The organism is Bifidobacterium sp. SKU, from assembly GCF_026016405.1.
GTDB lineage: Bacteria > Actinomycetota > Actinomycetes > Actinomycetales > Bifidobacteriaceae > Bifidobacterium > Bifidobacterium bifidum.
In genome coordinates, this window is the sequence record NZ_CP092890.1 from 1657382 (window position 1) to 1683730 (window position 26349).

Consider the following 26349-nt stretch of genomic DNA (forward strand, 5'->3'; position numbering starts at 1 on the left):
GTAAGTCAGAAAAGCACACTTTGGTCTAACAGACCCTAATGTAAAAGCCCCTCGCGATGAGGGGCTTTATCGATGAGTAGGACTTGTTACTTGGCTTCGTTGGTGGTGAGCATGGCCTTGGTGACCTGTTGGTAGAGATCCTCGTAGCCGCCGGGCGTGGAGGCGGGCAGCACGACGGTCTTGGCGTTGTTCGACTCGGACAGCGAGCGCATCACATCAAGGTACTGGTTGAACAGCACGACGTTGTTGACGTCGTTGATGTCCATGCCCACGGCCTGCAGGCTCTTGATCTGGTCGACGATGCCGTTTGCGATCTCACGACGATAGTTGGCCTGGCCCTCACCCTGGAGTCGGGTCTTCTCGGCGTCCGCAGCGGCCTGCGTCTCGATCTGGATGCGCTGCGCCTCAGCACGCTGGCGGGTGGCCTCCTTCTCACGCTGCGCGGCGTTGATGGAGTCCATCGCGCTCTTGACCTGCGGGCTCGGGTCAATGGCGGTGATCAGCGTCTTGACGACGGTGAAGCCGAAGCGCGCCATCTCGGCGCCGACCGTCTTCTGCACGTCGAAGGCGACGTCGTCCTTGCGGGCGAAGGCGTCATCGAGGCTGAGCGCCGGGATCGCGGAACGCAGTGCGTCCTCCATGTAGCTCCTGAGCTGTCCGGCGGGATCGCGCAGCTCGTAGTATGCGGTGGCGACGTTCTCAGGATTGACACGGAACTGCGTCGAAGCGACGACCGTGACGAACACGTTGTCGAGCGTCTTGGTTTCCAGCTGCACGTTCAGCTGGGAGACTCGCATGTTCGTCTTCGTCGAGATGCGGTCGACGAACGGGATCTTGGCGTGGATGCCGGCGAACTGGACCTTATTGTATTTGCCGAACCGTTCGATGATGTATGCCTGCTGTTGCGGCACGATGAAAATCGAGGCGCACAGCACGGCGAGGACGATGACGACGATGACGCCCAACATGATCAGAGCACCCGTCATTCCCACCAGAACACCCATCATTCCTCCTTGCCTGGTGTTGCCGCACCCTACCTCGGGCGCGATGTCTATTCCATCCTATCCGAAAACGACGGGCTTTCAGTGAAAGCTCACATAGAATTCAAGAGTTGTTCGCCGTGTGGCCCTTCTTCGTCTCACCGTACGGGACGGCGGCATGCCCACGTCTACTCCCCGTATGCGCCGGCTATGGCCCGGTCAAGGTCGGCCATCAGGTCTCCCGCGTCCTCAAGACCGATGGACAGACGAATCAAATCGTCGCTCACACCGGCGGCCTTGCGATACGATTCCGGCACCTCGCGGTGAGTGATGTTCGCGGGGTCGACGATCAGCGACCTTGCGTCGCCGATATTTGGCACGTATGAGAACAGCTTCACGCCGTCGAGGATGCGACGCACACGGTCCGCGCCGCCTTCCACCTTGAACGAGAGGATCTGGCCGACGCCTCGGGGGAAGTATTTCCCGGCGAGCGCATGATACGGCGAGTCCGGCAACCCTGAATAATTCACCGACACGACATGCGGCGTGTGTTCGAGGTGCCCGGCGATGGCCGTCGCCGTTTCGACCTGGCGGGCGACCCGCTGCGGCAGCGTCTCCAGTCCGATCAGCTGCAGGTATGCGTTGAACGGGCTTTGCACGGCACCGAACGTGCGCAGGTATTTGACGCGGATGCGCCTGATGAACGCTTCGGAGCCAAACGCCCCGGAGAAGCTGCGCCGGTTGCCGTCGATGTCGGCGATGACCTGCTCAGGCCGCGTGAATTGCAGGAAACGGCCGTTCGCCCAGTCGAACCGTCCGGCGTCGACGATCACGCCGCCGATGGCGTTGCCATGCCCGGTGATGCCCTTGGTGGTCGAATGCACAACGATGTCGGCGCCGAATTCGATCGGGCGCAGCAGGTACGGCGTCGGCACGGTGTTGTCGAGAATCAGCGCCAGCCCGTGCCGGTGCGCCAGATCGGCCAGCGGACGGATATCGGTGATGGCGGTGTTCGGGTTGGCGACCGTCTCGGCGAAGATGGCACGGGTCGCGGGACCGATCAGAGACTCGATCTCATGCAGGTCGTTGATGTCCTTGACGAAATCAGCGTGGATGCCGAACTGCGGCAGGAAGTCGCCGAGCGCATCGACTGACGCCCCATACAGGTTCGTCGGCGCGATGATGCGGCCACCGCCCTCCCCCGCGCACATCAGCGCGTATGACACCGCGGCCATGCCCGACGACACCGCCACCGCGCCGACGCCACCCTCCAGGGCGGCGAGCCGGCGTTCGAGCGCATCGACGGTCGGATTGGCGACTCTGGAATACTCGAACCCGGATATCTCACCGGCGGCCAGATCACGGCCACGAGCGGCGTTCTCCAAATCGAAGGCGGCGGAGGCGTAGATGGGCACGCTGACCGCATCGTCGTTGCGGTTCGCATTATACCCGCCATGAACCGCAAGCGTGCTGAAATCAGTCATTTCCAAATCCCTTTCATCCGCATGACCGCCAAAACAACGAACACCGACCGCCATATTTCTTCAAGACACGACAGTGCGGGCGTCATCGCCATGAACGTCGACGCCCGCACGGCCCGCACCGCATGATAGGCACGGTACGCGACCCTATGCGGCCACTTCCGTCGTCAGCCGGTCGAGCACCTGACCGCTTACGCCGTCGATGTCCAGCGCCTCGAACGCCTTGTCGAAGCCCTGCCCCAGATCCTCGATCAGGTCGGACACGTCCTCGATGCCCACCGACAGACGCACCAGCTCGTCGGTGATGCCCACCTTGAGACGCTCCTCGCGAGGCAGCTCGAAATGCGTCATGCGGCATGGCAGCTCGGCGAGGCTTTCCACCGCGCCCAGACTGACGGCGAGATGGAACACGTGCAGGTTGTCGAGCACGATGGACGGGTCGACCCCCGGCACCACTTCGAAGGACAGCACGCCGCCGAACCCCTTGAGTCCATTCTCGGCGAGCAGACGGTTGCGGTCGCCATACACGCCCGGGTAATGCACGGCCCGAACGAGCGGATGCGCCAGCAGGTATTCCGCCACAGCCTGCGCGTTGCGCTGCTGACACTCCATGCGCAGCGCCAACGTCTGGATGCCACGGCGCACGTCGTTGCATTCGGTCGGGGCGAGCACGCCGCCGAACCGGTTCTGCGCGAAGTAGATGCCATTGCCGACCTCATCGTCCAACACCACCACAAGGCCGGCGTTCACCTCGGAATGGCCTGCCAGGTATTTGGTGGCCGAATGGATGACGATATCCGCGCCCAAATCGAGCGGCTGCTGCAGGTACGGGGTGACGAACGTGTTGTCGACGATGGACAGCGCGCCGTATCGGTGCGCGATGGCCGAGATGCGGTTGACGTTGTTGATCTGCAGCAGCGGGTTGGTCAGCGTCTCGAAATATACGGCGCTGGCCGCGCGGCCGCCTCTGTCGCGCCCGCTGATCGCGGCGTCGAGCGCCTCGTAGTCGGCGGTGTCGACGCTGTCGAACTCCAGCCCGCGCTCGGCGAAGTACTCGTTGAACAGCGAATACGTGCCGCCGTAGATGTTCTTGCCGACCACGATGCGGTCCCCGGGTTTGAAGATGGACAGCACCGCGTGAATCGCGGCGAGTCCGGACGCGAACGCGAAGCCGCGAGTCCCGTGCTCCAGCTGGGCGATCTGCTTTTCCAGAAAGTCGCGGGTCGGGTTGCCGCTGCGCGCATAATCCCAGCGGGGCATGGCGTTGACCGATTCGACAGCGTATGTGGATGAGTTGTAGATGGGCGGGTTGACGGCTCCGGTGTTGTTGTCGTTGACCGGCAATCCGTGGACCAGCTGAGTGTTGAACCTCGTCATGAGCACCCCCTGCGGTTTTTTTGGCGGGTTTCCCGATGAACCCCGCGTGACCCTTATGAAGGTAGTCAGCGGCCGGCGGCCCCGCAACCCGGACGGCATACACATTATTTATAGGATGCTCAAAACCCTTGCAAACACTGGATTTTCACGACTTGCACGGCATCTTTGACGACCGGCAAGAGCCATTTGCGACACGCTCGGAATGTTCTGGCGGCAACCAAGGCGCGACTAAGTGCGACATGGCTTCGCGCAGAAACCGACGCTACGACCCATCGGCCATCGTGATGTTCGTCACATCCGGGCCCTGTAGGGCATTTGGTCTCACCCTGGCATCGGAACCGGGCGATATGCTGGAGTGACGCCGGCGGGATTCACGCGCCGGAGGGACCCAAGCAAAGGAGCTCGCCCATGACCACCGTAGCCATCGTCGGATGCACTCACGCGGGAACGTTCGCCGCCACATCCATCCTCAAGCAGCATCCCGACTGGACGGTCCACATATTCGAACGCAACGACTCGCTGTCGTTCCTTTCCTGCGGCATCGCGCTGTGGGTCGGCGACCACGTGTCCGATCCGAAGCGCATGTTCTATTCGTCGCCGAAGGCCCTCGCCGAAGCCGGCGCCACGATGCACATGCGCCACGACGTGCTCGATGTGGATGTCGCCGGCAAGGTGTTGCGCGCCCGTGACATGAGCACCGGGGAAGTCGGCGAATACCGATACGACAAGCTGGTGATCACCACCGGTTCCGCGCCCGTGGTGCCGCCGATCGACGGGCTGGACGAGGCGCTCGAATCGGGACGCGTGCTGCTGTGCAAGAACTGGGACCATGCGATGGCGATCAAGGAGCGCGCGGGCAGCGCGAAATCGGCCGTCGTGATCGGCGCGGGGTACATCGGCGCGGAGATCGCCGAGCAGTTCAGCGAAATCGGCGTGAAGACCACGCTGGTGGATGCGCTGGACCGCGTGCTGGCGAACAATTTCGACGCGACCATCACCGATGACGTGGAGCAGGCGTTCGACGAGCATGGCGTGACCCTGGCGCTCGGCCAGAAGGTGACGGCGTTCCGGCCGGCGGCCGGCAGCGACGGGATCGAGGGCTCCGGCGTGACCGTGGTCACCGAGAAGGGCGAGTACACGGCCGATGTGGCGATCCTGGGCGCCGGATTCCGCCCGAACACCGCGTTGTTCGCGGATCAGCTGCGTATGCTGAAGAACGGGGCGATCGTCATCGACGACTACATGCGCGCCTCATTGCCGGACAACACGGTGCTCGACGACGTGTTCGCGGCGGGCGACAGCGCCACGGTCCGATACAACCCGACCGGCGCGGACGATTACATCCCGCTCGCCACCAATGCGGTGCGGCAGGGGCTGCTCATCGGCGAGAACATCGTCGCCGCGACGAAGCGGTATCCCGGCACGCAGGCCACCAGCGCAGTGCAGTTGTACGATCTGGCGATGTCCGCCACGGGACTCACCGCCGGCGGCGCGAAACGCCGAGGCATCGCCGCGAAATCGACGACGATCACGCAGGATTACCGCCCCGATTTCATGCTCACCACCACGCCGGTGACGACCACGCTGGTGTGGAGCCCGGTCACCCGGCGCATCCTGGGTGCGCAGTTCCTGTCGAAGCATGACATCTCGCAGGCGGCGAACGTCGTGTCCGTGGCCATTCAGGCGGGGTTCACGATCGATCAGCTCGCCGGCGCCGACCTGTTCTTCCAGCCGAACTTCAGCCAACCGATCAATTTCGTCGGAGCCGTGGCCATTCAGGCAGTGGCCGAAAGCTGACCCCAATCGTTGACTCGCGCTCAACGCGGACGCGAAAGCCCCGATCATTGGGAAACGGCCATTCCGGTTCTCGTATCCGCGGCTAATGCGAGCACACGATTCGCATCAGCCGCGTGACCTGTTCGGCGGTGCGGGCCACGTTCGCACGGGCGTCGCGCAGCAGCTCATCGAGGCTCGCGGCACCCGGCGCGGCACCGAAGACCGCATCGATGCCGCGCCCGTGCAGACACTCGATGCCGTCGCCGACGTGGCCGGCGATGGCAATCACCGGTTTGCCGTGCCGCTTCGCCACGGAGGCGACCCCGACCGGCGTCTTGCCGAACATGGTCTGCGCGTCAATCGAACCTTCGCCGGTGAACACGATGTCCGCCCATTGTGCGGCGGCATCCAGCCCGGACTGCTCGATCACCAAGTCGATGCCCGGGCGAAAATCGGCGTGCAGCACGGCGAGCAGCGCCATGCCGATGCCGCCCGCCGCCCCGGCTCCGGGATGATCGGCGATGGGCGTGCGGGTACGGTGGTCAGGACGGGAACGGTGGCCAGGAGACGATGATTCAGCCACGGCCGCTTCGACTTTTCCGCCATCGCCATTCCGTTCGGCGGGCACCTGTTCAGCGAGCGCACGTTCGATGACCGACGAGACGTGCCGCAGGGCGCCGTCCAACAGCGTCACGTCTTCGCGACTCGCGCCCTTCTGCGGGCCGAACACCGCGCTGGCGCCCTCGGGGCCGGTCAGCGGATTGGTCACATCGCAGGCGGCGATGACATGCACGTCGCCAAGCCGTCTGTCCAGACCGCTCAGGTCAACGCGCTCCACTTCGGCGAGCGCCGCCCCGCCCGGCCGCACGTCACGCCCGTCATGGTCAAGCAGCCGCACCCCCAACGCCTGCAGGAGACCGCAGCCCGCGTCGTTGGTGGCGCTGCCGCCGAGCCCGACGATGATCGTCTCGGCGCCGGCGTCGAGCGCGGCCCGGATCAGTTCGCCCGTGCCGTATGACGTCGTGGCCTTCGGGTCGCGTTCGGATGGGCGCAGCAGCGCCAGTCCGCTGGCGGCGGCGGTCTCCACGACCGCGGTGCGGCCGTCGCCGAGCAGCGCGAACCCGGCCTGCACCGGGTGCCCGAGGGGATCGTGCGCGCTGGCCGTCAGCATCGTGCCGCCGGTGGCGTCGGCCAGCGCCCGCGCGGTTCCCTCTCCCCCGTCAGCCATGGGCAGGCATCGTATTTCGGCGCCGGGGTCACCGCGGCGGATGCCTTCGGCCATGGCCCGTGCCGCCTCGGCGGCGGTCAGGCTCTCCTTGAAGGAATCAGGCGCACATAGGTATCGCATCGCCGGATCACGCCTGCTATTCGGTGCGCAGCGCGGTGGCCGGGTCCTGCTTGGCGGCCTTGCGCGACGGAATCAGGCCGCCGATAAGGGTGAGCACCATGCTGAGCACCACCAGGATCACCGCTCCGGCCACCGGCAGCGCGGCGTTCACGTCGTTGGTGCCGATGAAATGGTGCAGCACCTGGTTGCCCGGTATGAGCAGCAGCAGCGTCACGCCTATGCCGATCAGGCCGGCGCACAGGCCGATGAGTCCGGTCTCCGCGTTGAACACCTGCGACACATTGCGCTTCGAGGCGCCCATCGCGCGCAGGATGCCGATCTCCTTGGTGCGTTCCAGCACCGAGATGTACGTGATGATGCCGATCATGATCGACGACACCACCAGCGACACGGACACGAACGCGATCAGCACATAGGAGATCACGTTGATGATCGTCGTCACCGAGCTCATCATCAGGCCGACGTAATCGGTGTAGACGATCTTGTCGGCCTTGGGCACGGTCTTGTTGTAGTCGGTGATGGCCTTGGACACGTGGTCCTTGTCCTCGAAGCTGTCGGTGTAGATGTTGATCGTCGAGGGCACGTCCCGGCTCACCACGCCGAACGCGGCGAGGTTGTCGTCATACGTGCCGGTCGAGACGTACTGGTCGTAGATCTTGACCAGCACGTCCTGCGAGGCGGTGGCGATGTACTGGTCGAAGCTGTCGGCGAGCTGCTGCTCGCTCATCGCCGCCGTCCACTGCCCGCCCGCGGCTGACTGCCCGGCCTGCCCGGGCTGAGCCGACTGCGCTGACTGCGACTGCATCATGGCCTTGGCCATGTTCGCCTTGTCGCTCACGCCGAGCGAGGCCACATAGGTCTTGGCATCAGCGGCCTTCGCCGCGTCGTCCGACGGCGAGAACGCCAGGCCGTTGAGCACGTCGCGGGTCTTGTCCTTCTCCTGGTCGGTGACGATGGCGCTGGAGTTCGCATGGTCGATCAGCTCGTCGGTCAGTGCGCGGGTGTAGCCGATTCCGGTGGCCAGCGGCGTGGCGGAGGCGTCCTTGATCGGCTTGACCACGCCCACGATCTTCAGCTGCTCCGCCGAGTCGAAGCGCTCTGCGATGGCGTCCGCGTCGTCGCCGATGTACGTGTAGTCGCCGTTCGCGTCCTTCACATACTGGTCTGCGGCGGGTATCATGGCCAGCTTCTGCCCCATCGCCGTCGCGTAGTCGATCTTGCCGGTGGGTGTCTTGACCGTCTCGCCGTCGTTGAGCTTGTTCATCATGTCGGTGTAGTCGCTGGCCTTGAGCAGGCCCAGCTCATACAGCGTGGTGAGCGGTACCTTGTTGTCGTCGTCAAGCACGAGCACGACCTGGTCCTTGCCGGTCGGCCATGCGCCCTTGACCACGCGGTAGTTGTCGGTGATGACCTTGCTGATGAGCTGATCGTCCTTCGCCCCCGGCATGATTTCATGGAACGAGTTGGGCGACGCGCTCGTGTCGGTCTTGCCGGTCAGCATCGTCATCTGCATGCTCGTCATGTCGGACATGCTCGACGACTGGCCCATCGAGCTCATCCGCGCAGCGTTCGATGTCGAATCGGACTTGGCACCGATGGTGACGCCGTTCGCGGTGACCAGCGTGCCGTCGGGATCGTGGCTGAACACGGAGAACTTCACGTCGTACGTGTATTGGATGCCGGTTTCGCCGACATATTGGCGAACCTCGCTGTTGGGGTCGTCCAGATACTTCTTGAAATCGGTGAGGTTGTTCTTCGTGATGCTGCTCGTCAGGCTGGAGGTCTGCTTGATGCTGCGGTCGTCCGGGTAAATGCCGTCGTTCTTCGCCGATTTGCCTCCGGTCTCCTTGCCGCCCGCCTGGGCGCCCATGATGCTGGTCATGTCGAAGGTCTGCGAGTCGATGGTGATCGGATAGGCGGTCATCGTGTCGCGCTGGATGCTGTCGATGTACGCGTTAACGCCGGTGGAAACCGACAGGATCAGGGCGATGCCGATGATGCCGATAGACCCGGCAAACGAGGTGAGCAGCGTACGGCCCTTCTTGGTCCTCAGATTGTTGAAGCTCAGCGCGATGGACGTGGCGAGCGACATCGAGGCCTTGCCCAGCCTCTTGTGTACGGGTGCCTCGGACGCGCCCTCCTCGACCTCGTACGGGTCGGAATCGCTGCGGATCACGCCGTCGCGCAGCTGGACGGTTCTGGTGGCGTACTGCTCGGCGAGCTCGGGATTATGTGTGACCATGACCACCAGACGGTCCTTCGCCACCTCCTTGAGCAGGTTCATGATCTGCACGGACGTGTCGGAGTCGAGCGCTCCGGTCGGCTCGTCGGCCAGCACGATGTCCGGGTCGTTGACCAGGGCGCGGGCGATGGCGACGCGCTGCATCTGCCCGCCGGACAGCTGGTTCGGCTTCTTGTTGATGTGGTCGCCCAGCCCGACCTGTTCGAGGGCCTTGCGGGCACGCTCCCGCCGTTCGGTACGGGATACGCCGGAGATCGTCAGCGCGAGCTCCACGTTCGACAGAATCGTCTGGTGCGGAATCAGGTTGTAGCTTTGGAACACGAAGCCGATCGTGTGGTTGCGGTACGAATTCCAGTCACGGTCCTTGTACCGTTTGGTGGAGACCCCGTTGATGATCAGGTCGCCGCTGTCGTACCGGTCCAGGCCGCCGATGATGTTGAGCAGCGTGGTCTTGCCGGAACCCGACGGGCCCAATATCGCCACGAATTCGCTGTCGCGCAGGTTCAGGCTGACGTCATCCAACGCCTTCTGCACAAAATCGCCGGTCTTGTATTGCTTGGAAATCGACTTGATCTGCAGCACGATGCTCCCCTTATTACCCATGGGTGGTTCGTCGTATGTCTCCATGATTTGCGGTATGACCCCACTGTATCCGACCCGTTCCCCCAGCGCCTCGTGATTCACCGCAAGCATGGGGAATAAAACCGACAACAAACGACTTTGCGTCGCTTTGACATGACGGAACCGTGACGGCCCTCGCGCGTCAAGTGTGTGTATCAAGCATGCTTTGCGTTTTTTTAGCGCCCCCCTCAGCAGTTTTCCCATACAGTCGAAACCATGACAGGACTCACTACATCTGAAGTCGAAGAACGCCGCGCGCGAGGCGAGGGCGAAACCGGGGCGCGAAGCGTCACCAAATCGACAGGCGCGATACTGCGCGAGAACATCTGCACGCTGTTCAACGCACTGAACTTCGCTATAGCGATACTGCTGTTCGCGGTCGGCGCGTACTCCAACATGCTGTTCATCGCGATCATCATCCTCAACATCGTCATCGGCATCGTGCAGGAATTCAAGGCGAAGAAACTCGTCGACGAGCTGACGATCCTCAACCAGCCGCACGCGGTGGTGCTGCGCGACGGCAAGGAGACGACCATCGAGGCCGGCGACATCGTCAAGGACGATGTCATGGTGCTGGATTCCGGCAAGCAGATCTGCAACGACGCCGTGGTCATCGACGGCCGTCTGGAAGTCAACGAATCGCTGCTGACCGGCGAAAGCGACTCCATCGACAAGACCGCCGGCAGCGAGCTGTATTCCGGCAGCTCGGTGATTTCCGGCCGCGCGTACGCCCGTGTGACGCACGTCGGCGACGAGAACTACACGAATTCGCTGATCAACGAGGTGCGCCAGGAGAAGCGCGTGCACTCCGAGCTGCTGGATTCGATGCGCAAGGTCACCCGGTTCACCAGCTTCCTGATCATCCCGCTGGGCGTGCTGCTGTTCGTCGAGGCGATGTTCCTGCGGCGCTCCGGCACGTACGACGCCGTGGTGTCGTCCGCCGCGGCGCTGCTCGGCATGCTGCCGAAGGGACTGGTGCTGCTGATCTCCGTGTCGCTGGCCACCGGCGTGATCCGCCTCGCGAAGGCCAAGATCCTCGTGCAGAACATCTATTCGCTGGAGACGCTGGCGCATGTGGACGTGCTGTGCCTCGACAAGACCGGCACGCTGACGGACGGCAACATGAGCGTGGACCGGATCGTGCCGCTCGGCGAGCGCGGTGCCGCCGAGGATTCCGACGCGCTGCTGCGCGCCTACCTGGACGCCAGCGAGGACAACAACGTGACCATCGCGGCGCTGCGCGCCCATTTCGGTGCCGACGACTCCACCGCCGATGCCGGGCAGCCCGCGGCGCCCGCCGGTGACGGCCGTTTCGCCGCGCAGGCCATCATCCCGTTCTCATCGAAGCGCAAATGGGGCGCCATCACGATGCGCGCAGCGGCTGGTGCGGCAGACGCGCCTCGCCACGCGCAGGAGGGCGAGTCGGCTGCGGCTGCGACAGGAACCGTGTTCCTGGGCGCCCCGGAGCGCATCCTTGGCGCGAACCTGCCCGATGAGGCGGCCGCGCTGATGGGTCAGGGACTGCGTCTGATCGCCGTCGGATACCTGCCCGGCACGTGGACGGACGAGGAGCGTCTGCCGGATGCGCTGCAGCCGATGTTCCTGATCGCGCTGCGCGACAACATCCGCCCGCGGGCCAAGGAGACGCTGGCGTACTTCCGCGACCAGGGCGTCGACGTGAAGGTCATCTCCGGCGACCATCCCGACACCGTCGCCGCCGTCGCCCGGCAGGCCGGCCTGGAGCGTTGGCGTGACGTCATCGACATGACCTCGGTGCCGGCGGACGCCCCGGATTCCACGTTCAACGACGTCGCCGGCCGATACACGGTGTTCTCTCGCGTCACCCCCAAGCAGAAGCGCCAGCTGGTGCAGGCGATGCAGCGGGCCGGGCATCAGGTCGCGATGACCGGCGACGGCGTGAATGACCTGCTCGCCCTGCGCGAGGCCGACTGCTCGATCGCCATCGCCTCCGGGTCGGACGCCGCGCGCCAGATCTCGCAGGTCGTGCTGCTCGACTCCGATTTCACCTACCTGCCGCAGGTGGTGCTGGAGGGCCGCAAGGTCGTCAACAACGTGACCCGCACGGCCGCCGTGTTCTTCATCAAGACGATCTACTCGGTGCTGGTGTCGTTCTTCTGCCTGGCTTTGAACGTCCCGTTCCCGTTCATTCCGATCCAGATCACGCTTGTCGATGCCTGCATCGAGGCGTGGCCGTCGTTCCTGACGATATTCGAATCGGACACGCGACGCATCCGCGGCCGGTTCCTGCCCACTGCGCTCGGCAAGGCGGCGCCGTTCGCGATCGTCGTCACCGGCATGATCATCGCATTCAGCCTCATCGCTCCGTTCGGCGAGACGCAGAACCGCACGGTCATGTTCGCGCTGCTGGTCGCCGCGTCGATGGTCGCCGTGATCAAGAGCTGCGTGCCGTTCACGAAGATCCGCGTGTTCGTCTGCGTGACGATGGTGCTGGGTGCCCCGTTCGCGCTGCTCATCCTGCCGCACCTGTTCGAAGTGGTTGCGATGACCGGCCCGATGTGGGCATGGTTCGCGGTGGCGTTCGTGGTGATGATGGCCGTCACCGCCGCGATCATCGCGGCGCAGCGGGCATGGCTGCGGTCCCGGCGCTGACCGGCGAGCGATTCCCCGTGATGCCGGCGTGGCTTGGCATCAGATGCGCCTGGACTTTCGGCGGGAGCGGCAGCAGTCGTGTTGTCCACAGGGACGATAGACAGTATGCGGTTTCATTGCTTCTCCGTGAATCCCCGCAGGGGCTGTGTCGCCGAACGGCCGCAGCGGCGGTCTGGCAGCGGCAGCCGAGATCGGCCGGATCCCGTAATAATGCAGCTTGCGCAGCACGTGTGCATAGGCCTCGTCCAGCGTCCTGCGCTGCTCCTCGATGGCGGCGCGCCGGTCCTCAAGCAGCGCGACGATGTCGTCGATATGCTCCGGCTCGTCGGCCTCGAACGCGAAGAACCGCTTGAGGTCCTCGATGGACATGTCGGCGACCTCGCGGATTGTGCATCGTTCCATGCTCGACATCGTAGCCGCGAGGATGACACGCCGGCGCCCTTGCGCTCAAGCCAACTTGAAGCGTGACAATGGAGACATCGGACCGATCGACGACACCTGGAGGCACCCATGTTCGAACCCACCGGCACCTACGCGCCCGCCACGACGCGCTACGACACCATGCTGTACAAGCGCTGCGGCGCCAGCGGCCTGAAGCTCCCGGCCATATCGCTGGGCTTCTGGCACAACTTCGGCGACATCACGCCCTACGACCAGATGAAGGCCCTGGTGCTCACCGCATTCGACCACGGCATCACGCACTTCGACCTAGCCAACAACTACGGCCCCGAACCCGGCGCCGCGGAGAAGAACGCGGGACGGCTGATCCGGCAATACCTCGCCGCCCACCGCGACGAACTGGTCATCAGCACCAAGGCCGGCTACGAGATGTGGTCGGGCCCGTACGGCGATTGGGGCAGCCGCAAATACCTGCTCGCCTCACTCGACCAGAGCCTGGAACGCCTGGGACTCGACTACGTCGACATCTTCTACCATCACCGTCCGGACCCCGAGACCCCTCTGGAGGAAACGATGGGCGCGCTCGCCCAGGCCGTCGCCAGCGGCAAGGCGCTCTATGTGGGCCTGTCGAACTACGACGGGCCACAGCTGGAGCGGGCGGCGACGATCCTCGATGAACTGCACGTGCCGTTCATCATCAACCAGAACAAATACAACATCTTCGACCGCACCGTCGAGCGCAACGGGCTCAAGGACACCGCCAAGCACCTGGGCAAGGGTCTCATCACGTTCTGCCCGCTCGCGCAGGGTCTGCTGACCGACCGGTATCTCAACGGCATCCCCGCGGATTCGCGCGTGGCGCACGATCCGCGCTTCCTGCACGCCGACGACGTGACGCGCGTCCACGGCCAGATCATGGCCCTGAACGAGATCGCCAAGCAGCGCGGGCAGACGCTCGCCGAGATGTCGCTCGCCTGGCTGCTGCACGACGACGCCGTGACCAGCGTGCTCGCCGGCGCATCCAAGCCGCAGCAGATCATCGACAACATCGGGGCGCTGAAGAACACGGACTTCAGCGACGAGGAGCTGAAAGCCATCGATGAGATCTCCATGCAGTGACGAATACCGCTGGAAGTCGCATCCGGAAACGGCTCCCAGCGTACCGGAAGGAAACGTACCGGCATATATTCATGCCAATCACAGCACAGCTTCCAGGATGGTGGAGTGATATGGAGGTTGTCGGCAAGAGCCGGCGAGGTCACTCAAGGTAACCCCACAATTGAAACCCCCTTCTCTCTTCTCCTTCTCACCCGGCCCTTTTGGGCCGGGTTTCCTTTTCTTCGGAGCCTGCGACACCGGAAAGCCGACGACGGCGAATCGTATCGCAATGGTGATGTACAGTAGTGAGTTCGCCACGACCATTACGAGGCGGCTTCATGCCGCCGGGAGGAGACACCGATGCTGCCCGACGGGACACTGCCCGACGATTATGTCGTACTGGATCTGGAAACCACCGGTGTCAGCTGGTATCGGGACACCATCATCGAGTTCGGAGCGGTGAAGGTCGTCGACCGCAAGCCCGTCGACACCTATCAGCAGTTGATCAATCCGATGCGCAACCTCAATCCGTTCATCACGCAGCTGACCGGCATCACGCCGGACATGCTCGAACCGGCACCGACGCTGGACACCGTGCTGCCCGACTTCCTGCGCTGGTGCGGCGACGACGCGATGATCGGGCACAACATCATGCGGTTCGACATCAAGTTCATCGATCTGGCGGCGCAGCGCATCCTGCACCATGCGGTGCCGAACCGCATCATCGATACGTTGCAGATGAGCCGGAGCATGTACCCGCAGTACAACCGACACCGGCTGGTCGACCTGATCCAGCGTTTCGACATCGCCGACGTCGAGGAGCACCGCGCGCTGTCGGACGCCGAGCAGACGCAGATGTGCTTCGAATACATGCGCGACGAGCAGCGTCGCAGAGACTGCTGAGAGCGGAGCGAGCTGACTGATGGCATTGGGCGTTGGCGCGCGGTCTCTGACGCCGCCCGCCAACGCCCAATGCCATCGGCGCAGTTTTCTGCTTCCGTCAGCGCTGATTCAGGGGGATGTAGGCGCGCTCCACCTCGCCGGTGTACACCTGACGCGGACGACCGATCTTCGTGTTCGGGTCGGCGAGCATCTCGCGGTACTGGGCGATCCATCCGGGGATGCGGCCAAGCGCGAACAGCGTGGTGAACATCGCCGGATCGAAACCGATCGCGCGGTATATCAGGCCGGTGTAGAAGTCGACATTCGGATACAAGTGACGTGACACGAAATACTCGTCGTTGAGTGCGATGTCCTCAAGCTCGACCGCGACGTCGAACAGGGCGCGCTCGTCGGCGGGAAGCTTGCGGGTATCCTCACGCGCGATGATCTTTTCCAGATACAGGCGCGCGATCGCGGCACGCGGATCATACGACTTGTACACGCGATGCCCCAGGCCTGAGATGCGATGCCCCTCGGCCTTCGCGTCCTCCACGAACTGGCGGACGGACTTGCCGGAGTCGCGGATCGCCTTCAACTGACGCAACACGGCCTCGTTCGCGCCGCCATGCAACGGCCCGGACAGCGCGTTGATGCCGGCGGAGATCGCCGCATACAGGTTCGCGTGGGCGGAGCCGGCGATGCGGACCACCGACGTGGAGCAATTCTGCTCATGGTCGGCATGGATGATGAGCAGACGGCCGAGCGCGTGCACGTACAGCGGGTCGGAATCGAACCGCTCGTATGGCACGGCGAAGCACATGCGCAGGAAATCGTCGACGTAGCCGCGGGCGAGGTCCGGGTAGAGCATCGGCTCATCGCGGCGGCGCCGGAAAATGTAGCTGACCACCGTGCGCGCCTTCGCCATGATGATCTTCGCGGCCTCATCCAGCTGGTCGGAGTCGGTGATGTCGGTGGTGTCGGGGTAGAACGCCGCAAGCGCGTTCACCGCCGCAGCGAGCACGCTCATCGGATGGGCGGCACGGGGGAACGAGCCCATGAACGTGCGGAAATCCTCGCCCACCATGGTCTTGTGGTTGATGTCGCTGCAAAACCGGTCGTATTCCGCCTGCGTCGGCAGGTCGCCGTGTCGCAGCAGCCACGCGACCTCAAGGAAATCGGAATGCTCGCACAGCTGCTCGATGGGGTAGCCCCGGTAGCGCAGGATCGACCGATTGCCGTCTATGAACGTGATCTTCGATTCGCACTGCGCCGTGGTCAGGAAGCCGGGATCAAGCGTGACCCAGCCGTCGTTGCGCAGCTTGGAGACCACGATGCCATCCGGGCCGGCCGAAGCCTTGACGACCGGCAGCGTGTACTGATTCGAATCCACATGAAGTTCAGCTGTCGCCATGCACGCTCCTTAATCCCTTGATTGAGTCGTTCGAATTGTCAAGTCGTCGAAATTATCGAATTCGTCGTCCCGGTGCCTTGTATTGGACACACTATATTGCGTGCATGTTTCCACCAAAAACGCCGCTCCAGCACGTGGACATCATCACATGCCAAAGCGGCGACGGCATCGCCCGATACAGGCCGTGGGCGATGGACGACCGGTTGCCGGTCAGTCGCGGGTGGTCAGGATAACCGGACCGTTCTCGGTGATGGCGATCGTGTGCTCGCTGTGGGCGCCACGCGACCCGTCCTCGGAACGCAGCGTCCAGCCGTCCTTGGGATCCTGGTAGATCTCGTCGGTGGTCTTGAGGAACCACGGTTCGATGGCGATGACCAGACCCGGGCGCAGGCGGTAGCCGTGGCCGGCCTTGCCGTCGTTGGCGACGTGCGGGTCGCCGTGCATGATGTGGCCGACGCCATGGCCGCCGAATTCCAAGTTGATCGGGTAGCCGTACGAACGGGCGATGTCGCCGATGGTGGAGGACACGTCGCCCAGACGGTTGCCCGGACGGGCCGCGTCAATGCCGGCGGCGAGCGCCTCCTCGGTGCACTTGATGAGCTTGAGGTCGCTCGGGTCGGGGTCGTTGCCGACCACGAAGCTGATGGCGGAGTCGCCGACCCAGCCGTTGACGCTGATGGCCAGATCAAGGCTGACGAGGTCCCCGTCCTTGAGGTTGTAGTCGAACGGGATGCCATGCAGCACTGCGTCGTTGACCGACGTGCAGATGTAGTGTGCGAACGGGCCGGTGCCGAAGTCCGGCGCATAATCCACGTAGCACGATTCGGCGCCCTTGCGGTCGACGATCTTCTTGTGCACGTACTCGTCGATCTCCAGCAGGTTGGTGCCGACCTTCGTCATGGCCTTGAGTTCCTTGAGAATCTCGCCGACGAAACGACCGGCCGGCTTCATCTCCTCGATTTCCTTAGCGGTTTTCAGTTCGATCATGCAACCCAGCCTACTGTGCGGGGGTTACTTACGCCTCGGACGGCCGAACTTGAACGCGCGGACCATCGAGGAAACACCCATGACGATCAGCGCACATCCGCAGAAAATCACCAGGAACAGCATCGACGAGACCGGCGAGACCAGTACGACGAGACCGGCGATAATCGAGATGATCGCGTACAGCACCGCCCAGCCGGAGCTCGGCAAGCGCCATGATTCGGCGAGCGCCATCACGCCTTCCATCATCCAGCCGAGGCCAACCACCATCGTGATGAACACTGCGAGAGCCTGTCCGGACAGGGCCGCGTTCTTCAGCATGAGTACGCCGCCGACCGACAGCATTATGCCGATGAGGATGTCCAGGATGCGCCATCCGGCCGGCAGTCCCAATGTGACGATGGCGCTGACGATGCGGATCACGCCGGAGACCACGAAGTAGATGCCGAGTGCGACGGCCGCGACGCCGAGCGTCTTGCCGGGCCAGATCAGCAGCGCGACGCCGAGCACGATCGCCGCGACGCCGATGATGCCGTACAGGCCGCGGATCGCGTTCTTCGCCTTCTGCGGCAGCATCTCCTCGATCAGCCGGAACGGGCTGAAGTCCTCCCAGCCGCCCTGCCCTTGCTGCTGGCCGGGCTGCTGTTGGCCGAACGGCGACTGGTAGGCGTAGGGCTGGCCGTACGGGCGGCCTGGCTGGTCGGATGCGACGCCTGGCTGCGTCTGGTATTGGCCGGATGCGGCGCCGTCCTGCGGCGCTCCCCCGTACGGGTATTGCTGGCCCGCAGGCTGGCCTTGAGGCGCGTAGGCTCCGTATTCCGGCTCTCCGGCACGGCCGGTCTGTTCGTTCCCGCCGGGCTGTCCGCCGTCACCGCGCCCGTTGTCGCCATGTCCGTCGCTGTGCGGGAAAGGCCCGCCATCGTATGTGCTCATCATGACTCCTTCACCGTTCATGCGGCCTGCCGTCAACCGTGTGCGGGCATCCGAAGCGGGCCACTTCGATATCGTCACCGTCACCACCATATTTTAGACAAGTTGTCCAATTCATGCCATCAACACAACCCGCCGTTCCGTCCAATACCTTGCGTGTCGTTCGCTATGGGAAAAGACGGGCCGCGGAAGGTCAGAAGGAACGTCACCGAACCCGGATAGTATGAGATCATGACCACAGATTTGACGTCCGGCCTCGATACGGCCGCTTTTTCCTCTGTTATCAAACCATCCGACGATCTGTTCCGTTTCGTCAACGGCCCTTGGATCGACACGTACCGGCTGCCTGACGACAAGGCGCGCTACGGTTCCTTCGACAAGCTCGCGGAAGACGCCGAGAGCCAGATCCGCGACATCCTGGAGGACGAGGACTGCCCCGCAGCCAAGTCGCAGGCGCTGTACCGCTCGTTCATGGACACCGACGCCATCGAGGCGGCCGGTGCCACGCCGATCAGGCCCGCCCTCGACGCCATCGACCACGCCGCCGACAAGGCGGCGCTGACCCGCACCATCGGAGCCCTCAAGCCCATCGACATGGGGCCGGACGTCTTCGACATCGCCGTATTCGGCGACCCCAAGAACCCCGACACGAACGTCGTGCACCTCGAACAGTCCGGCATCGGCCTGCCCGACGAAGCCTACTACCGCGAGGACCACTACACCCCGATCCGCGAAGCCTACGTCGACATGGTCGCCAAGCAGCTGCGTCTGGCCGGCTACGGCGACGAGGAGACCACCCGCGCACAGGCGGGCCGCTTCCTCGATGTCGAGACCCGCATCGCCGCGAACCACTGGGACAACGTCGCCACGCGCGACTCGCAGAAGACCTACAACCCGACCGATTTCGCCACGCTGAGCGACGAATTGGCCCACTTCGACATCGCGGCGTGGGCCGACGCCTGGCAGGGCGCCTACGACGCCACGCCGGCGGCGAAGACCCAGCCGGTGGACCTGACGGCCGCGCTGCAGCACACCATCGTCCACGAGCCCAGCTTCCTCAAGGGCTTCGACGCCTTCTGGAACAACGCTGACCTTGACGACCTCAAGCTGTGGGCTCGCGTGCACGTCATCATCGGCACCGCGAGCCTGCTCAGCCACGACTACGACGCCGCCAACTTCGACTTCTACGGCAAAGTGCTGTCCGGCACCACCCAGCAGCGCGACCGCTGGCGTCGCGGTGTCTCCCTGGTCAACGGCGTTTGCGGCGAGGACGTCGGCCGCGAATACGTCAAGCGTCACTTCCCCGAAAGCTCCAAGCAGCGTATGGGGCAGCTGGTCGGCAACCTGATCGACGCCTACCGCGTGTCGATCACCAACAGCGACTGGCTCGGCGAGGAGACCAAGGCCAAGGCGCTGGAGAAGCTGTCGAAGTTCACGCCGATGATCGGCTACACCGAGCGTTGGCGCGACTACACCGCGTTCGACGTGCATGCCGACGCCGGCCTGGTGGCGAACATGCAGGCCGCGGCGCTCTACGAGTGGGGCTTCCAGCTGTCCAAGGCCGGCAAGCCGGTCGACAAGGGCGAGTGGCTGATGAACCCGCAGACCGTGAACGCCTACTACGAGCCGAGCATGAACGTCATCGTGTTCCCGGCGGCCATTCTGCAGCCTCCTTTCTTCAACCCGGATGCCGAGGACGCCGCGAACTACGGCGGCATCGGCGCGGTGATCGGTCACGAGATCGGCCACGGCTTCGACGACCAGGGCGCACAGTACGACGGTGACGGCGTGCTCAACGACTGGTGGACGGCCGACGACAAGGCCAACTTCGAGAAGCGCACGAAGGCGCTCATCGAGCAGTACAACGCCTTCGTGCCTACGCAGCTGGACGAGAAGTACGCCGACGAGCCGGACAAGGCGCCGCACGTCAACGGAGCGCTGACCATCGGCGAGAACATCGGCGACCTCGGCGGCGTGAACATCGCGCTGAAGGCCTACGCGTTCGCGCTCGACGAGGCCGCGGGACGCGACAAGGACGGCTCCGCGAAGGCTATCGAGGAGTCGCTGTCCGCGGCCCCGGTGATGGACGGATGGACCGGCCTGCAGCGTTTCTTCCTGAGCTACGCCTCGATCTGGCGCTCGAAGAACCGTGACGAGCTCGCCGAGAAATACCTGCAGATCGACCCGCACTCCCCCGCCGAATGCCGCACGAACGGCATCGTGCGCAACGTGGACCTGTTCTACCGTGCGTTTGATGTGACGCCCGACAGCGCCATGTGGCTCGACCCCGATAAGCGCGTACGCATCTGGTAATCCGTTGCCGGCAGGCAGGCTGAACCGCACCTGCCTGCCGGCAGATCATCGAAATTCGGCTTCTCCCGCCGGCCGCATGTCCCCGGTCGTCGACTCATCGAGCGGCGATTCGGCGAATCCCGAACCGAACTCCTGCGCCTGTGAGGTCTCCTGCGTCTGTGAGGCCTGCGGATTATTGGTCGGGGTTTCTTCGCCCAGATTATCGAACGTCACCGGCGTTGGATGCACCGGGCGCGCATCCGCCTGCTGTCCCGCGTCCGCCGTTGCCGTGCCGCCGCCCGGAGATGGCGGCAGGCCGGGATTCGCCGGCGTGCCGTTCCCCTGCGCCGGGGCGTCACGATCCGATTTCTGGAACTTCTTCAGTTCCGACACCCCGTAATTGATGTCGTGGCCGATATTGGTGGCCTCCACAACGATGCGGGAGCGCCTCTCATCGTTCTGGGTCGTCCATTCCTCCGTGCTGAGCACGCCGGTCACGATCGCCGCCTCCCCCACGTGCAATGACATGCGAGCGTTGGACGCGAGCGTCCTGAACGCCTTCACGGTAATCCATGTGGTCGGCAGGTTGTGCCATTCGCCGGTTCCGCCGTCCCGGTACCGCCGCGTGCTGCCCATCCGGAACGAGCATCCCTCGACTCCCCCGCTGCGCCCGAACGGCACCGGCATCGATCCGACGAACCCGGTGATGGTCACCGTCCCCTGTTGTATGGCCATGTCGGCCTCCTTTCCTTCCCTGTACTGACGTTGGACCGCCGATCCCCCTTCGGCGGTGTACTCACTATCGCAGATTTCCCGCCGGCATCACATGGTTTTCGGACAATGTGGTCGAAGGCTACCCCTTTGGCGTGTTGTGGACAGCATGTGGATAGAAAACCGGTTATCCACAATCACGCCGTCAATGCCCGGCTCATTCATGACCGGCTATGCTGGGTTCGGTATCGCAGACGAACAGCAAGGGGAATATCATGGGGCAGACCGCCATGAATGCGACAGACCCGTGACAGCGCGAGGATGGGGGAATAGTATCTGCACATGTTCGGCATCACCCTGGCGGGCGACTGGCGGCCGATCGCGGTTCTGCCCATCCTGTTCGGCCCCGGGGGCATAATGCCATGGATATTGGGCGGCGCCTTCAATAATCGGCCCTGGATCGTCGCCATCGCTAATGTTCTCGTCCTGCAATTCATCATCATCAACGCATTGGGCGCTTCCATCGGACACTTCGCCATGTATCTGACGTTCGGTCCGCATGTGCCGGGACTGACCGATTCGACCACCGGCCGCGCAGCAGAGCAGCTGTATGTCTCCAGCTCACCGCAGACATGAATTCCAGGTCTCATCACCGCCGGTATCGCCCTGACGCTTGCCGTAATCATGGCCGCTGTCACTGTGGCGAGCAGCGCAAGGCAGAACGGCACGGCGATGAATCGTCTGCGCATCATCGCGTACATCTTATCCTGCCTGGAATTCGTCGCATTGCTCATAGCGATCTGCATAATGCTTGCATCTCTGCGCAACAAGCAGACCAATATCCTGCTGGCGGTATTGGCGTTCCTGACACTGGTCGTTTGGATTCCCGGGATAAAACGCAGAAGTGGGGTCTTTCGCATGAAAGACCCCACTTCGAGCGATCAGGAAAGCTGTCGGACTACTTGCCGAGCAGCGTGTCCAGACGCGACGCCAGCGTCGGCGCAGCGTCGGCGACCGGCACGGCGGCGGAATCGGAGCCGTCACGGTTGCGGATCTCGATTGTTCCGTTATTCACGGTGTCACGGCCGGCGACTGCAATCAGCGGCACGCCGATCAGCTCGGCGTCCTTGAACTTGACGCCCGGGGAGACCTTCTTGCGGTCGTCGTAAATGACCTCGATGCCGCGCTCCTCCAGTTCTGCGACCAGCTTCTCGGCCGCGTCGAACGCCGCCGCATCCTTGCCGGTGGCGACGACGTGCACCTGGGCGGGCGCGATGACGGTCGGCCATGCCAGACCGCGCTCGTCATGATGCGTCTCAGCGATGCAGGCGAGCACGCGGGAGACACCGATGCCGTAGCAGCCCATCCACACGGGCACAGTCTTGCCGTTCTGGTCGAGCACCTTGAGGTCAAGCGCCTTGGAGTACTTGAGGCCAAGCTGGAACACCTGGCCAATCTCCACGCCGCGCTCGAAGCTCAGCGGGCCGGAACCATCCGGGCTCATGTCGCCATGGCGCACCTCGACCGCCTCGACGGTGCCGTCGGCCTTGAAATCACGGCCGTACACGGCGTGGAAGCGGTGCTTGCCCGCCTCGTCGCCGCCGATGATCCACTCAGTGCCCTCAGCCACGTGCGCGTCGATGAAGAAGCGCACCGGTTCGGCGACGCCCGCGGCCTCGCCCTGCTTGCCGAAGACCATCGGCCCCATGTAGCCGGCCACCATCTCGGGATGGGCCTTGAGATCGTCCTCGGTGGATTCCTCCAGCTCGGCGGGCGCGAACTGCGCCTCAAGACGCTTCATATCGACCTGACGGTCACCGGGCAGCGCCACGGCGATGACCTCGCGCCACGGCCCCTCATGATCATCGTCCTCGGGGTGCAGCACAGTCACGGCCACGGTCTTCAACGTGTCGGCGGCAGTCCATTCGCGACCGTCCTCACGCGGGTACAGACGGTTGGCGGTGGCGACCAGATCCTCGATGGTCTTGGAATCCGGGGTTTCACGGCTTTCCATCGCGGGCACGGCGGAGCTGTCCACGGCCGGCAGCTCTGGGGTGGTCAGCGCCTCGACGTTCCACGCCTTGCCGGAGGGCGCCAGCGCGAACGTGTCCTCGCCAATCGCCATGGGGGCCAGGAACTCCTCGGACGCGGAACCACCCATCGGGCCGGACATCGCGAACACGGGCACGTACTTCAGGTCGAGACGCTGGAAGATGCGCTCGTAGGCGCCGCGCTCGTCGTAGTACGCCTTCTTCATGCCCTCCTCGTCGATGGTGAACGAGTAAGCGTCCTTCATGATGAACTCGCGGCCGCGGATCAGGCCCGCGCGCGGGCGGAACTCGTCGCGGTACTTGGTCTGGATCTGGTAGAGCGTGACCGGCAGGTCCTTGTACGAGGAGTACATATCCTTGACCAGCAGCGTGAACATTTCCTCATGCGTGGGGGCGAGCAGGTAGTCGGCCTCGTGACGGTCCTTCAGACGGAACAGGTTCTCGCCGTATTCCTCCCAGCGGTGGGTGGCCTCATACGGCTCGCGCGGCAGCAGCGCCGGGAAGTGGACCTCCTGGGCGCCGATGCCGTCGATCTCCTCGCGGACGATGGCCTCGATCTTGTTGAGGACCTTCAGACCCAGCGGCAGCCAGGTCCAGATACCGGGAGCCGCCTTGCGCACATAGCCGGCGCGCAGCAGCAGTTTCGCCGAATCGGTGTCGGCGTCGGCGGGATCCTCGCGCAGCGTGCGCAGGAACATGGTGGACATTCGAAGTGCTTTGGAACTCATGGGTTCCAAGGTATTCGCGTTCGGGGACATTGCGGGCCCGGTTCAGTTCGGCAAACCCGCAGTATCGAAAAAGGCCACCCACCCGGAGCTCACCGAGCGAGCGGCCTTCGTATTGGCCTCGCAGCCGTGCCGCGCTTATCGCGTCATCCGGCGCAGCCGTTCGAGGGTAATGCCGGCCGCCAGCATGGCCATCGCCAGGACGGTCACCAGCGACATGTCGATACCGGTATGGGCCAGCGAATCGGCCGCGGACGTCTTGCCCCCGGCAACTACGCCCGTGTTCGCGCCCGGCTTGGCGGAAGGCGAGCCATCACCCGACGTGCCACCCGGCACGGTACCGGGCTTGTTCTGCTCATTGCCGCCCGGCGCGGTGCTGTTCGGTCTGGGCTGCGTGACGATAGCACTGCGGGCGGTTCATCAGAAAGGCCGTCAACCGTTGCGCGCATGGTCCCTGTACGCCTCTTTCTCTTTGCCCGTGTCGCTGATTGCTGTGCGACCTGCCGATGCTGCCGAGATACATGTCCGAAGCCGTCAGCGTGGCTGTCTTCACTATGCTCGCGGGAGCCGCCTGTCTTATCGGCCCGGGCAATATGTCGCCGAGCGCATCATCGTCGCCTTCATCAGCGCTTTGAGCCTTACCGTCATCGCGATCGCCGATTTCAGCAATCGCATGGTTGAGAAAAACCTCGTGGCGATTGCCGCATATGTGCTGCTGCCGGCATTGGCCGCCACCGCATGGCTGCGTACATGCCATCCGATGGCCGACAGCGCGACCCGCAACCTGCGCTGGATATTCGGTGCCGCCGCGCGCTACGAGGCAAGCCTCGAATCGGTGCAATCGCTCGGAAAACGCATCTCACAGCTGCGCTAGCGCACCGCTACCCGGCGAAAGTCCCATCAGCACCATCTCAAATGGGACTTTCGCGGGATTGATGTCTTCCTCCGCCCAATAACAGTCCCATATCCGAAAGCAGCCACCGCTAGAACAGCTCGGCTTGTTCGAATTCGCCAGCAGGCTCGTCCTCGTGAGGCGTTTGCGGCCGGAACGCAGCCACGCCCTCGTCGCCCAGCCGCGCGCTGGCGGCCTGTGACCTGCCGCGCAAATCGCCGTCGAGCATCACTGCATCCGCCGAAACCGCGAACATGCGCTCGTTGACGCCGGCAAGATACAATCCGCTCATGCGTTCCACACGCGAGAGCGCCACATATCCCATGCCGGGCGCGAACGTGCGGCTCAGATCCATCACCGCCCGGTCGAGGGTCATCCCCTGCGACTTGTGGATGGTGATCGCCCATGCGCATCGCAACGGCACCTGCGCCACGGACGCCATCACCGTGTCGCCGTCCATCATCTCCCACGTGGCCTGCTTCATCGTGACGATGTTGCCGTTCTCGAATTCCACGATGGGCCAGCCGCCCTTGTTCTCGTTGGCGAAGCCGCGCACGGTACCGAGCGAACCGTTGACATACTGGTGGTCGGCGTCGTTGCGCAGTGCCATGACGGCGGCACCGGTCTTGAGCACGAGGCACTCCGGCGCCAGCATGTTGCGCTTGAGCCGTTCGACCAGGTGGGCCGGCCCCATCTGCTCGGCATGGAACTCGTGCGGCTCCTCGCCTATCCGCGCGAGCCTGGAATCGTTGAGATTATCGGCCTGCCGGTTGACGGGGAACAGGTGGACCGCCACCTCGCCCGGCTTCGGTGTCACACCGAGCCGCGTGACGAGCGCGTCACGGTCATCCTGATCCACGCATCCGGCGCGGATGTCGGTGAGCACGTGCAGCAGCCGGCCGTCGTCCTGACGATGCTGCTCGGTCAGATAGCAGATGACCGGCGCGAGTTCGCCCCACACCAGCGATTCGGTGACGAATCCTTCCGGATTGAGTCCGGCCTTCGCATACCGTTCGCGGGACGCCACGAAATCCGGGCCGGGCGGCAGCACGTCGCGGTCGCGCCCGGACACGGAGACCGGCGGCAGCTGGAAGAAGTCGCCGGACAGTACCACTTGCAATCCGCCGAACGGCCGAGGATCATGCCGCACTTCACGGCACACCTGATCGACCATGTCGAACAGCCAAGCGTGCATCATCGACACCTCGTCGATGATGAGCACGTCGGCCGCCTGTATCTTGCGCCGACGACGGGTCTTGATGGTCTTCAGCAGATTTGGCGTCAGCACGTTGGCGAGTCCGACGCCGCTCCACGAGTGGATGGTCTGGCCGTCGATATGCGTGGCGGCGATGCCCGTTGACGCGGTGACGGCCACGTTCGCGCCGTCTGCGCGCGCCTGCCGGATGAACTCGTTCAGCACGTACGTCTTTCCTGCGCCGGGCGCACCCGTCAGGAACACGTTCGCGCCGGCGTTCAGAATCGCGAGCGCCTCAGACTGCCGCATATGCCCTCCTTAAG

The 26349-nt window shown here is 64.0% G+C and carries 19 protein-coding genes; 7 read left to right on the forward strand and 12 right to left on the reverse strand.

The genetic code is table 11. The annotated features are described in order from the left end of the window. Positions 1 to 86: 86 nt before the first annotated feature. From MMB49_RS07080 to MMB49_RS07090, 3 genes are all read right to left on the reverse strand, one after another. Positions 87 to 986 (reverse strand): SPFH domain-containing protein, encoded by a 900-nt coding sequence (locus tag MMB49_RS07080; RefSeq protein WP_163113276.1) that lies wholly within the window; start codon positions 984 to 986, stop codon positions 87 to 89. Positions 987 to 1168: 182 nt separating this feature from the next. Next, positions 1169 to 2464 (reverse strand): O-acetylhomoserine aminocarboxypropyltransferase/cysteine synthase family protein, encoded by a 1296-nt coding sequence (locus MMB49_RS07085; RefSeq protein WP_013363749.1) that lies wholly within the window; start codon positions 2462 to 2464, stop codon positions 1169 to 1171. A 144-nt stretch (positions 2465 to 2608) separates the two neighbouring features. Next, positions 2609 to 3838, reverse strand: coding sequence for a trans-sulfuration enzyme family protein (locus MMB49_RS07090; RefSeq protein WP_013363750.1), 1230 nt, complete (start codon positions 3836 to 3838; stop codon positions 2609 to 2611). 408 nt (positions 3839 to 4246) lie between these two features. Between MMB49_RS07090 and MMB49_RS07095 the strand changes: the two genes are divergently transcribed. Continuing rightward, positions 4247 to 5635, forward strand: a complete 1389-nt coding sequence (locus MMB49_RS07095) for an FAD-dependent oxidoreductase (protein ID WP_003823451.1) — start codon at positions 4247 to 4249, stop codon at positions 5633 to 5635. Positions 5636 to 5717: 82 nt separating this feature from the next. Here MMB49_RS07095 and MMB49_RS07100 read toward each other — a convergent pair whose 3' ends face one another. Both MMB49_RS07100 and MMB49_RS07105 read right to left on the reverse strand, forming a co-directional pair. After that, positions 5718 to 6962 carry a glycerate kinase gene (locus MMB49_RS07100; RefSeq protein ID WP_047270695.1) on the reverse strand — a complete coding sequence of 415 codons (1245 nt, stop codon included), beginning with the start codon at positions 6960 to 6962 and terminating at the stop codon, positions 5718 to 5720. Between the two features lie 16 nt (positions 6963 to 6978). Continuing rightward, a complete protein-coding gene (locus MMB49_RS07105) occupies positions 6979 to 9786 on the reverse strand; it encodes an ABC transporter ATP-binding protein/permease (RefSeq protein ID WP_003820850.1) in 2808 nt (935 codons plus the stop codon). Between the two features lie 255 nt (positions 9787 to 10041). Here MMB49_RS07105 and MMB49_RS07110 point away from each other — a divergent pair, with 255 nt between their 5' ends. Continuing rightward, the gene (locus MMB49_RS07110; protein ID WP_047270697.1) at positions 10042 to 12456 is read left to right on the forward strand and encodes a cation-translocating P-type ATPase; all 2415 of its coding nucleotides are present in this window, start codon (positions 10042 to 10044) and stop codon (positions 12454 to 12456) included. A 39-nt stretch (positions 12457 to 12495) separates the two neighbouring features. Here MMB49_RS07110 and MMB49_RS09675 read toward each other — a convergent pair whose 3' ends face one another. Further along, positions 12496 to 12858, reverse strand: coding sequence for a hypothetical protein (locus MMB49_RS09675; RefSeq protein ID WP_148222418.1), 363 nt, complete (start codon positions 12856 to 12858; stop codon positions 12496 to 12498). A gap of 108 nt (positions 12859 to 12966) precedes the next feature. On the opposite strand from MMB49_RS09675, the gene MMB49_RS07120 reads away from it, so the two are divergent. Together MMB49_RS07120 and MMB49_RS07125 are read left to right on the forward strand one after the other, a co-directional pair. Continuing rightward, positions 12967 to 13974, forward strand: coding sequence for an aldo/keto reductase (locus tag MMB49_RS07120; RefSeq protein WP_013363756.1), 1008 nt, complete (start codon positions 12967 to 12969; stop codon positions 13972 to 13974). A 339-nt stretch (positions 13975 to 14313) separates the two neighbouring features. Continuing rightward, positions 14314 to 14856 (forward strand): PolC-type DNA polymerase III, encoded by a 543-nt coding sequence (locus MMB49_RS07125; RefSeq protein ID WP_047270699.1) that lies wholly within the window; start codon positions 14314 to 14316, stop codon positions 14854 to 14856. 97 nt (positions 14857 to 14953) lie between these two features. Here MMB49_RS07125 and MMB49_RS07130 read toward each other — a convergent pair whose 3' ends face one another. The 3 genes from MMB49_RS07130 to MMB49_RS07140 form a co-directional block, all read right to left on the reverse strand. Beyond that, the gene (locus tag MMB49_RS07130) at positions 14954 to 16246 is read right to left on the reverse strand and encodes a citrate synthase (protein WP_003818001.1); all 1293 of its coding nucleotides are present in this window, start codon (positions 16244 to 16246) and stop codon (positions 14954 to 14956) included. Between the two features lie 210 nt (positions 16247 to 16456). After that, the gene (map, locus tag MMB49_RS07135) at positions 16457 to 17233 is read right to left on the reverse strand and encodes a type I methionyl aminopeptidase (protein ID WP_003814888.1); all 777 of its coding nucleotides are present in this window, start codon (positions 17231 to 17233) and stop codon (positions 16457 to 16459) included. 24 nt (positions 17234 to 17257) lie between these two features. Continuing rightward, on the reverse strand, positions 17258 to 18163 hold the full coding sequence (locus MMB49_RS07140) for an HdeD family acid-resistance protein (protein WP_047270938.1): 906 nt from the start codon (positions 18161 to 18163) through the stop codon (positions 17258 to 17260). A gap of 228 nt (positions 18164 to 18391) precedes the next feature. Between MMB49_RS07140 and MMB49_RS07145 the strand changes: the two genes are divergently transcribed. Next, a complete protein-coding gene (locus tag MMB49_RS07145) occupies positions 18392 to 20473 on the forward strand; it encodes a M13 family metallopeptidase (RefSeq protein ID WP_021647828.1) in 2082 nt (693 codons plus the stop codon). Positions 20474 to 20518: 45 nt separating this feature from the next. Here the strand turns inward: MMB49_RS07145 and MMB49_RS07150 are convergent, their stop codons facing one another. Continuing rightward, on the reverse strand, positions 20519 to 21187 hold the full coding sequence (locus MMB49_RS07150; protein ID WP_047270704.1) for a single-stranded DNA-binding protein: 669 nt from the start codon (positions 21185 to 21187) through the stop codon (positions 20519 to 20521). A gap of 318 nt (positions 21188 to 21505) precedes the next feature. Here MMB49_RS07150 and MMB49_RS07155 point away from each other — a divergent pair, with 318 nt between their 5' ends. Continuing rightward, positions 21506 to 21799, forward strand: a complete 294-nt coding sequence (locus tag MMB49_RS07155; protein WP_225841035.1) for a hypothetical protein — start codon at positions 21506 to 21508, stop codon at positions 21797 to 21799. A gap of 322 nt (positions 21800 to 22121) precedes the next feature. Here the strand turns inward: MMB49_RS07155 and MMB49_RS07160 are convergent, their stop codons facing one another. Further along, positions 22122 to 23921, reverse strand: a complete 1800-nt coding sequence (locus MMB49_RS07160) for a proline--tRNA ligase (protein ID WP_047270705.1) — start codon at positions 23919 to 23921, stop codon at positions 22122 to 22124. On the opposite strand from MMB49_RS07160, the gene MMB49_RS07165 reads away from it, so the two are divergent. Continuing rightward, the gene (locus tag MMB49_RS07165; RefSeq protein WP_163113263.1) at positions 23911 to 24813 is read left to right on the forward strand and encodes a hypothetical protein; all 903 of its coding nucleotides are present in this window, start codon (positions 23911 to 23913) and stop codon (positions 24811 to 24813) included. The genes MMB49_RS07160 and MMB49_RS07165 overlap by 11 nt on opposite strands. A 109-nt stretch (positions 24814 to 24922) precedes the next feature. Here the strand turns inward: MMB49_RS07165 and MMB49_RS07170 are convergent, their stop codons facing one another. Next, complete coding sequence (locus tag MMB49_RS07170) at positions 24923 to 26335, reverse strand: DEAD/DEAH box helicase (protein ID WP_047270710.1); 1413 nt, start codon at positions 26333 to 26335, stop codon at positions 24923 to 24925. Between the last annotated feature and the right edge of the window lie 14 nt (positions 26336 to 26349).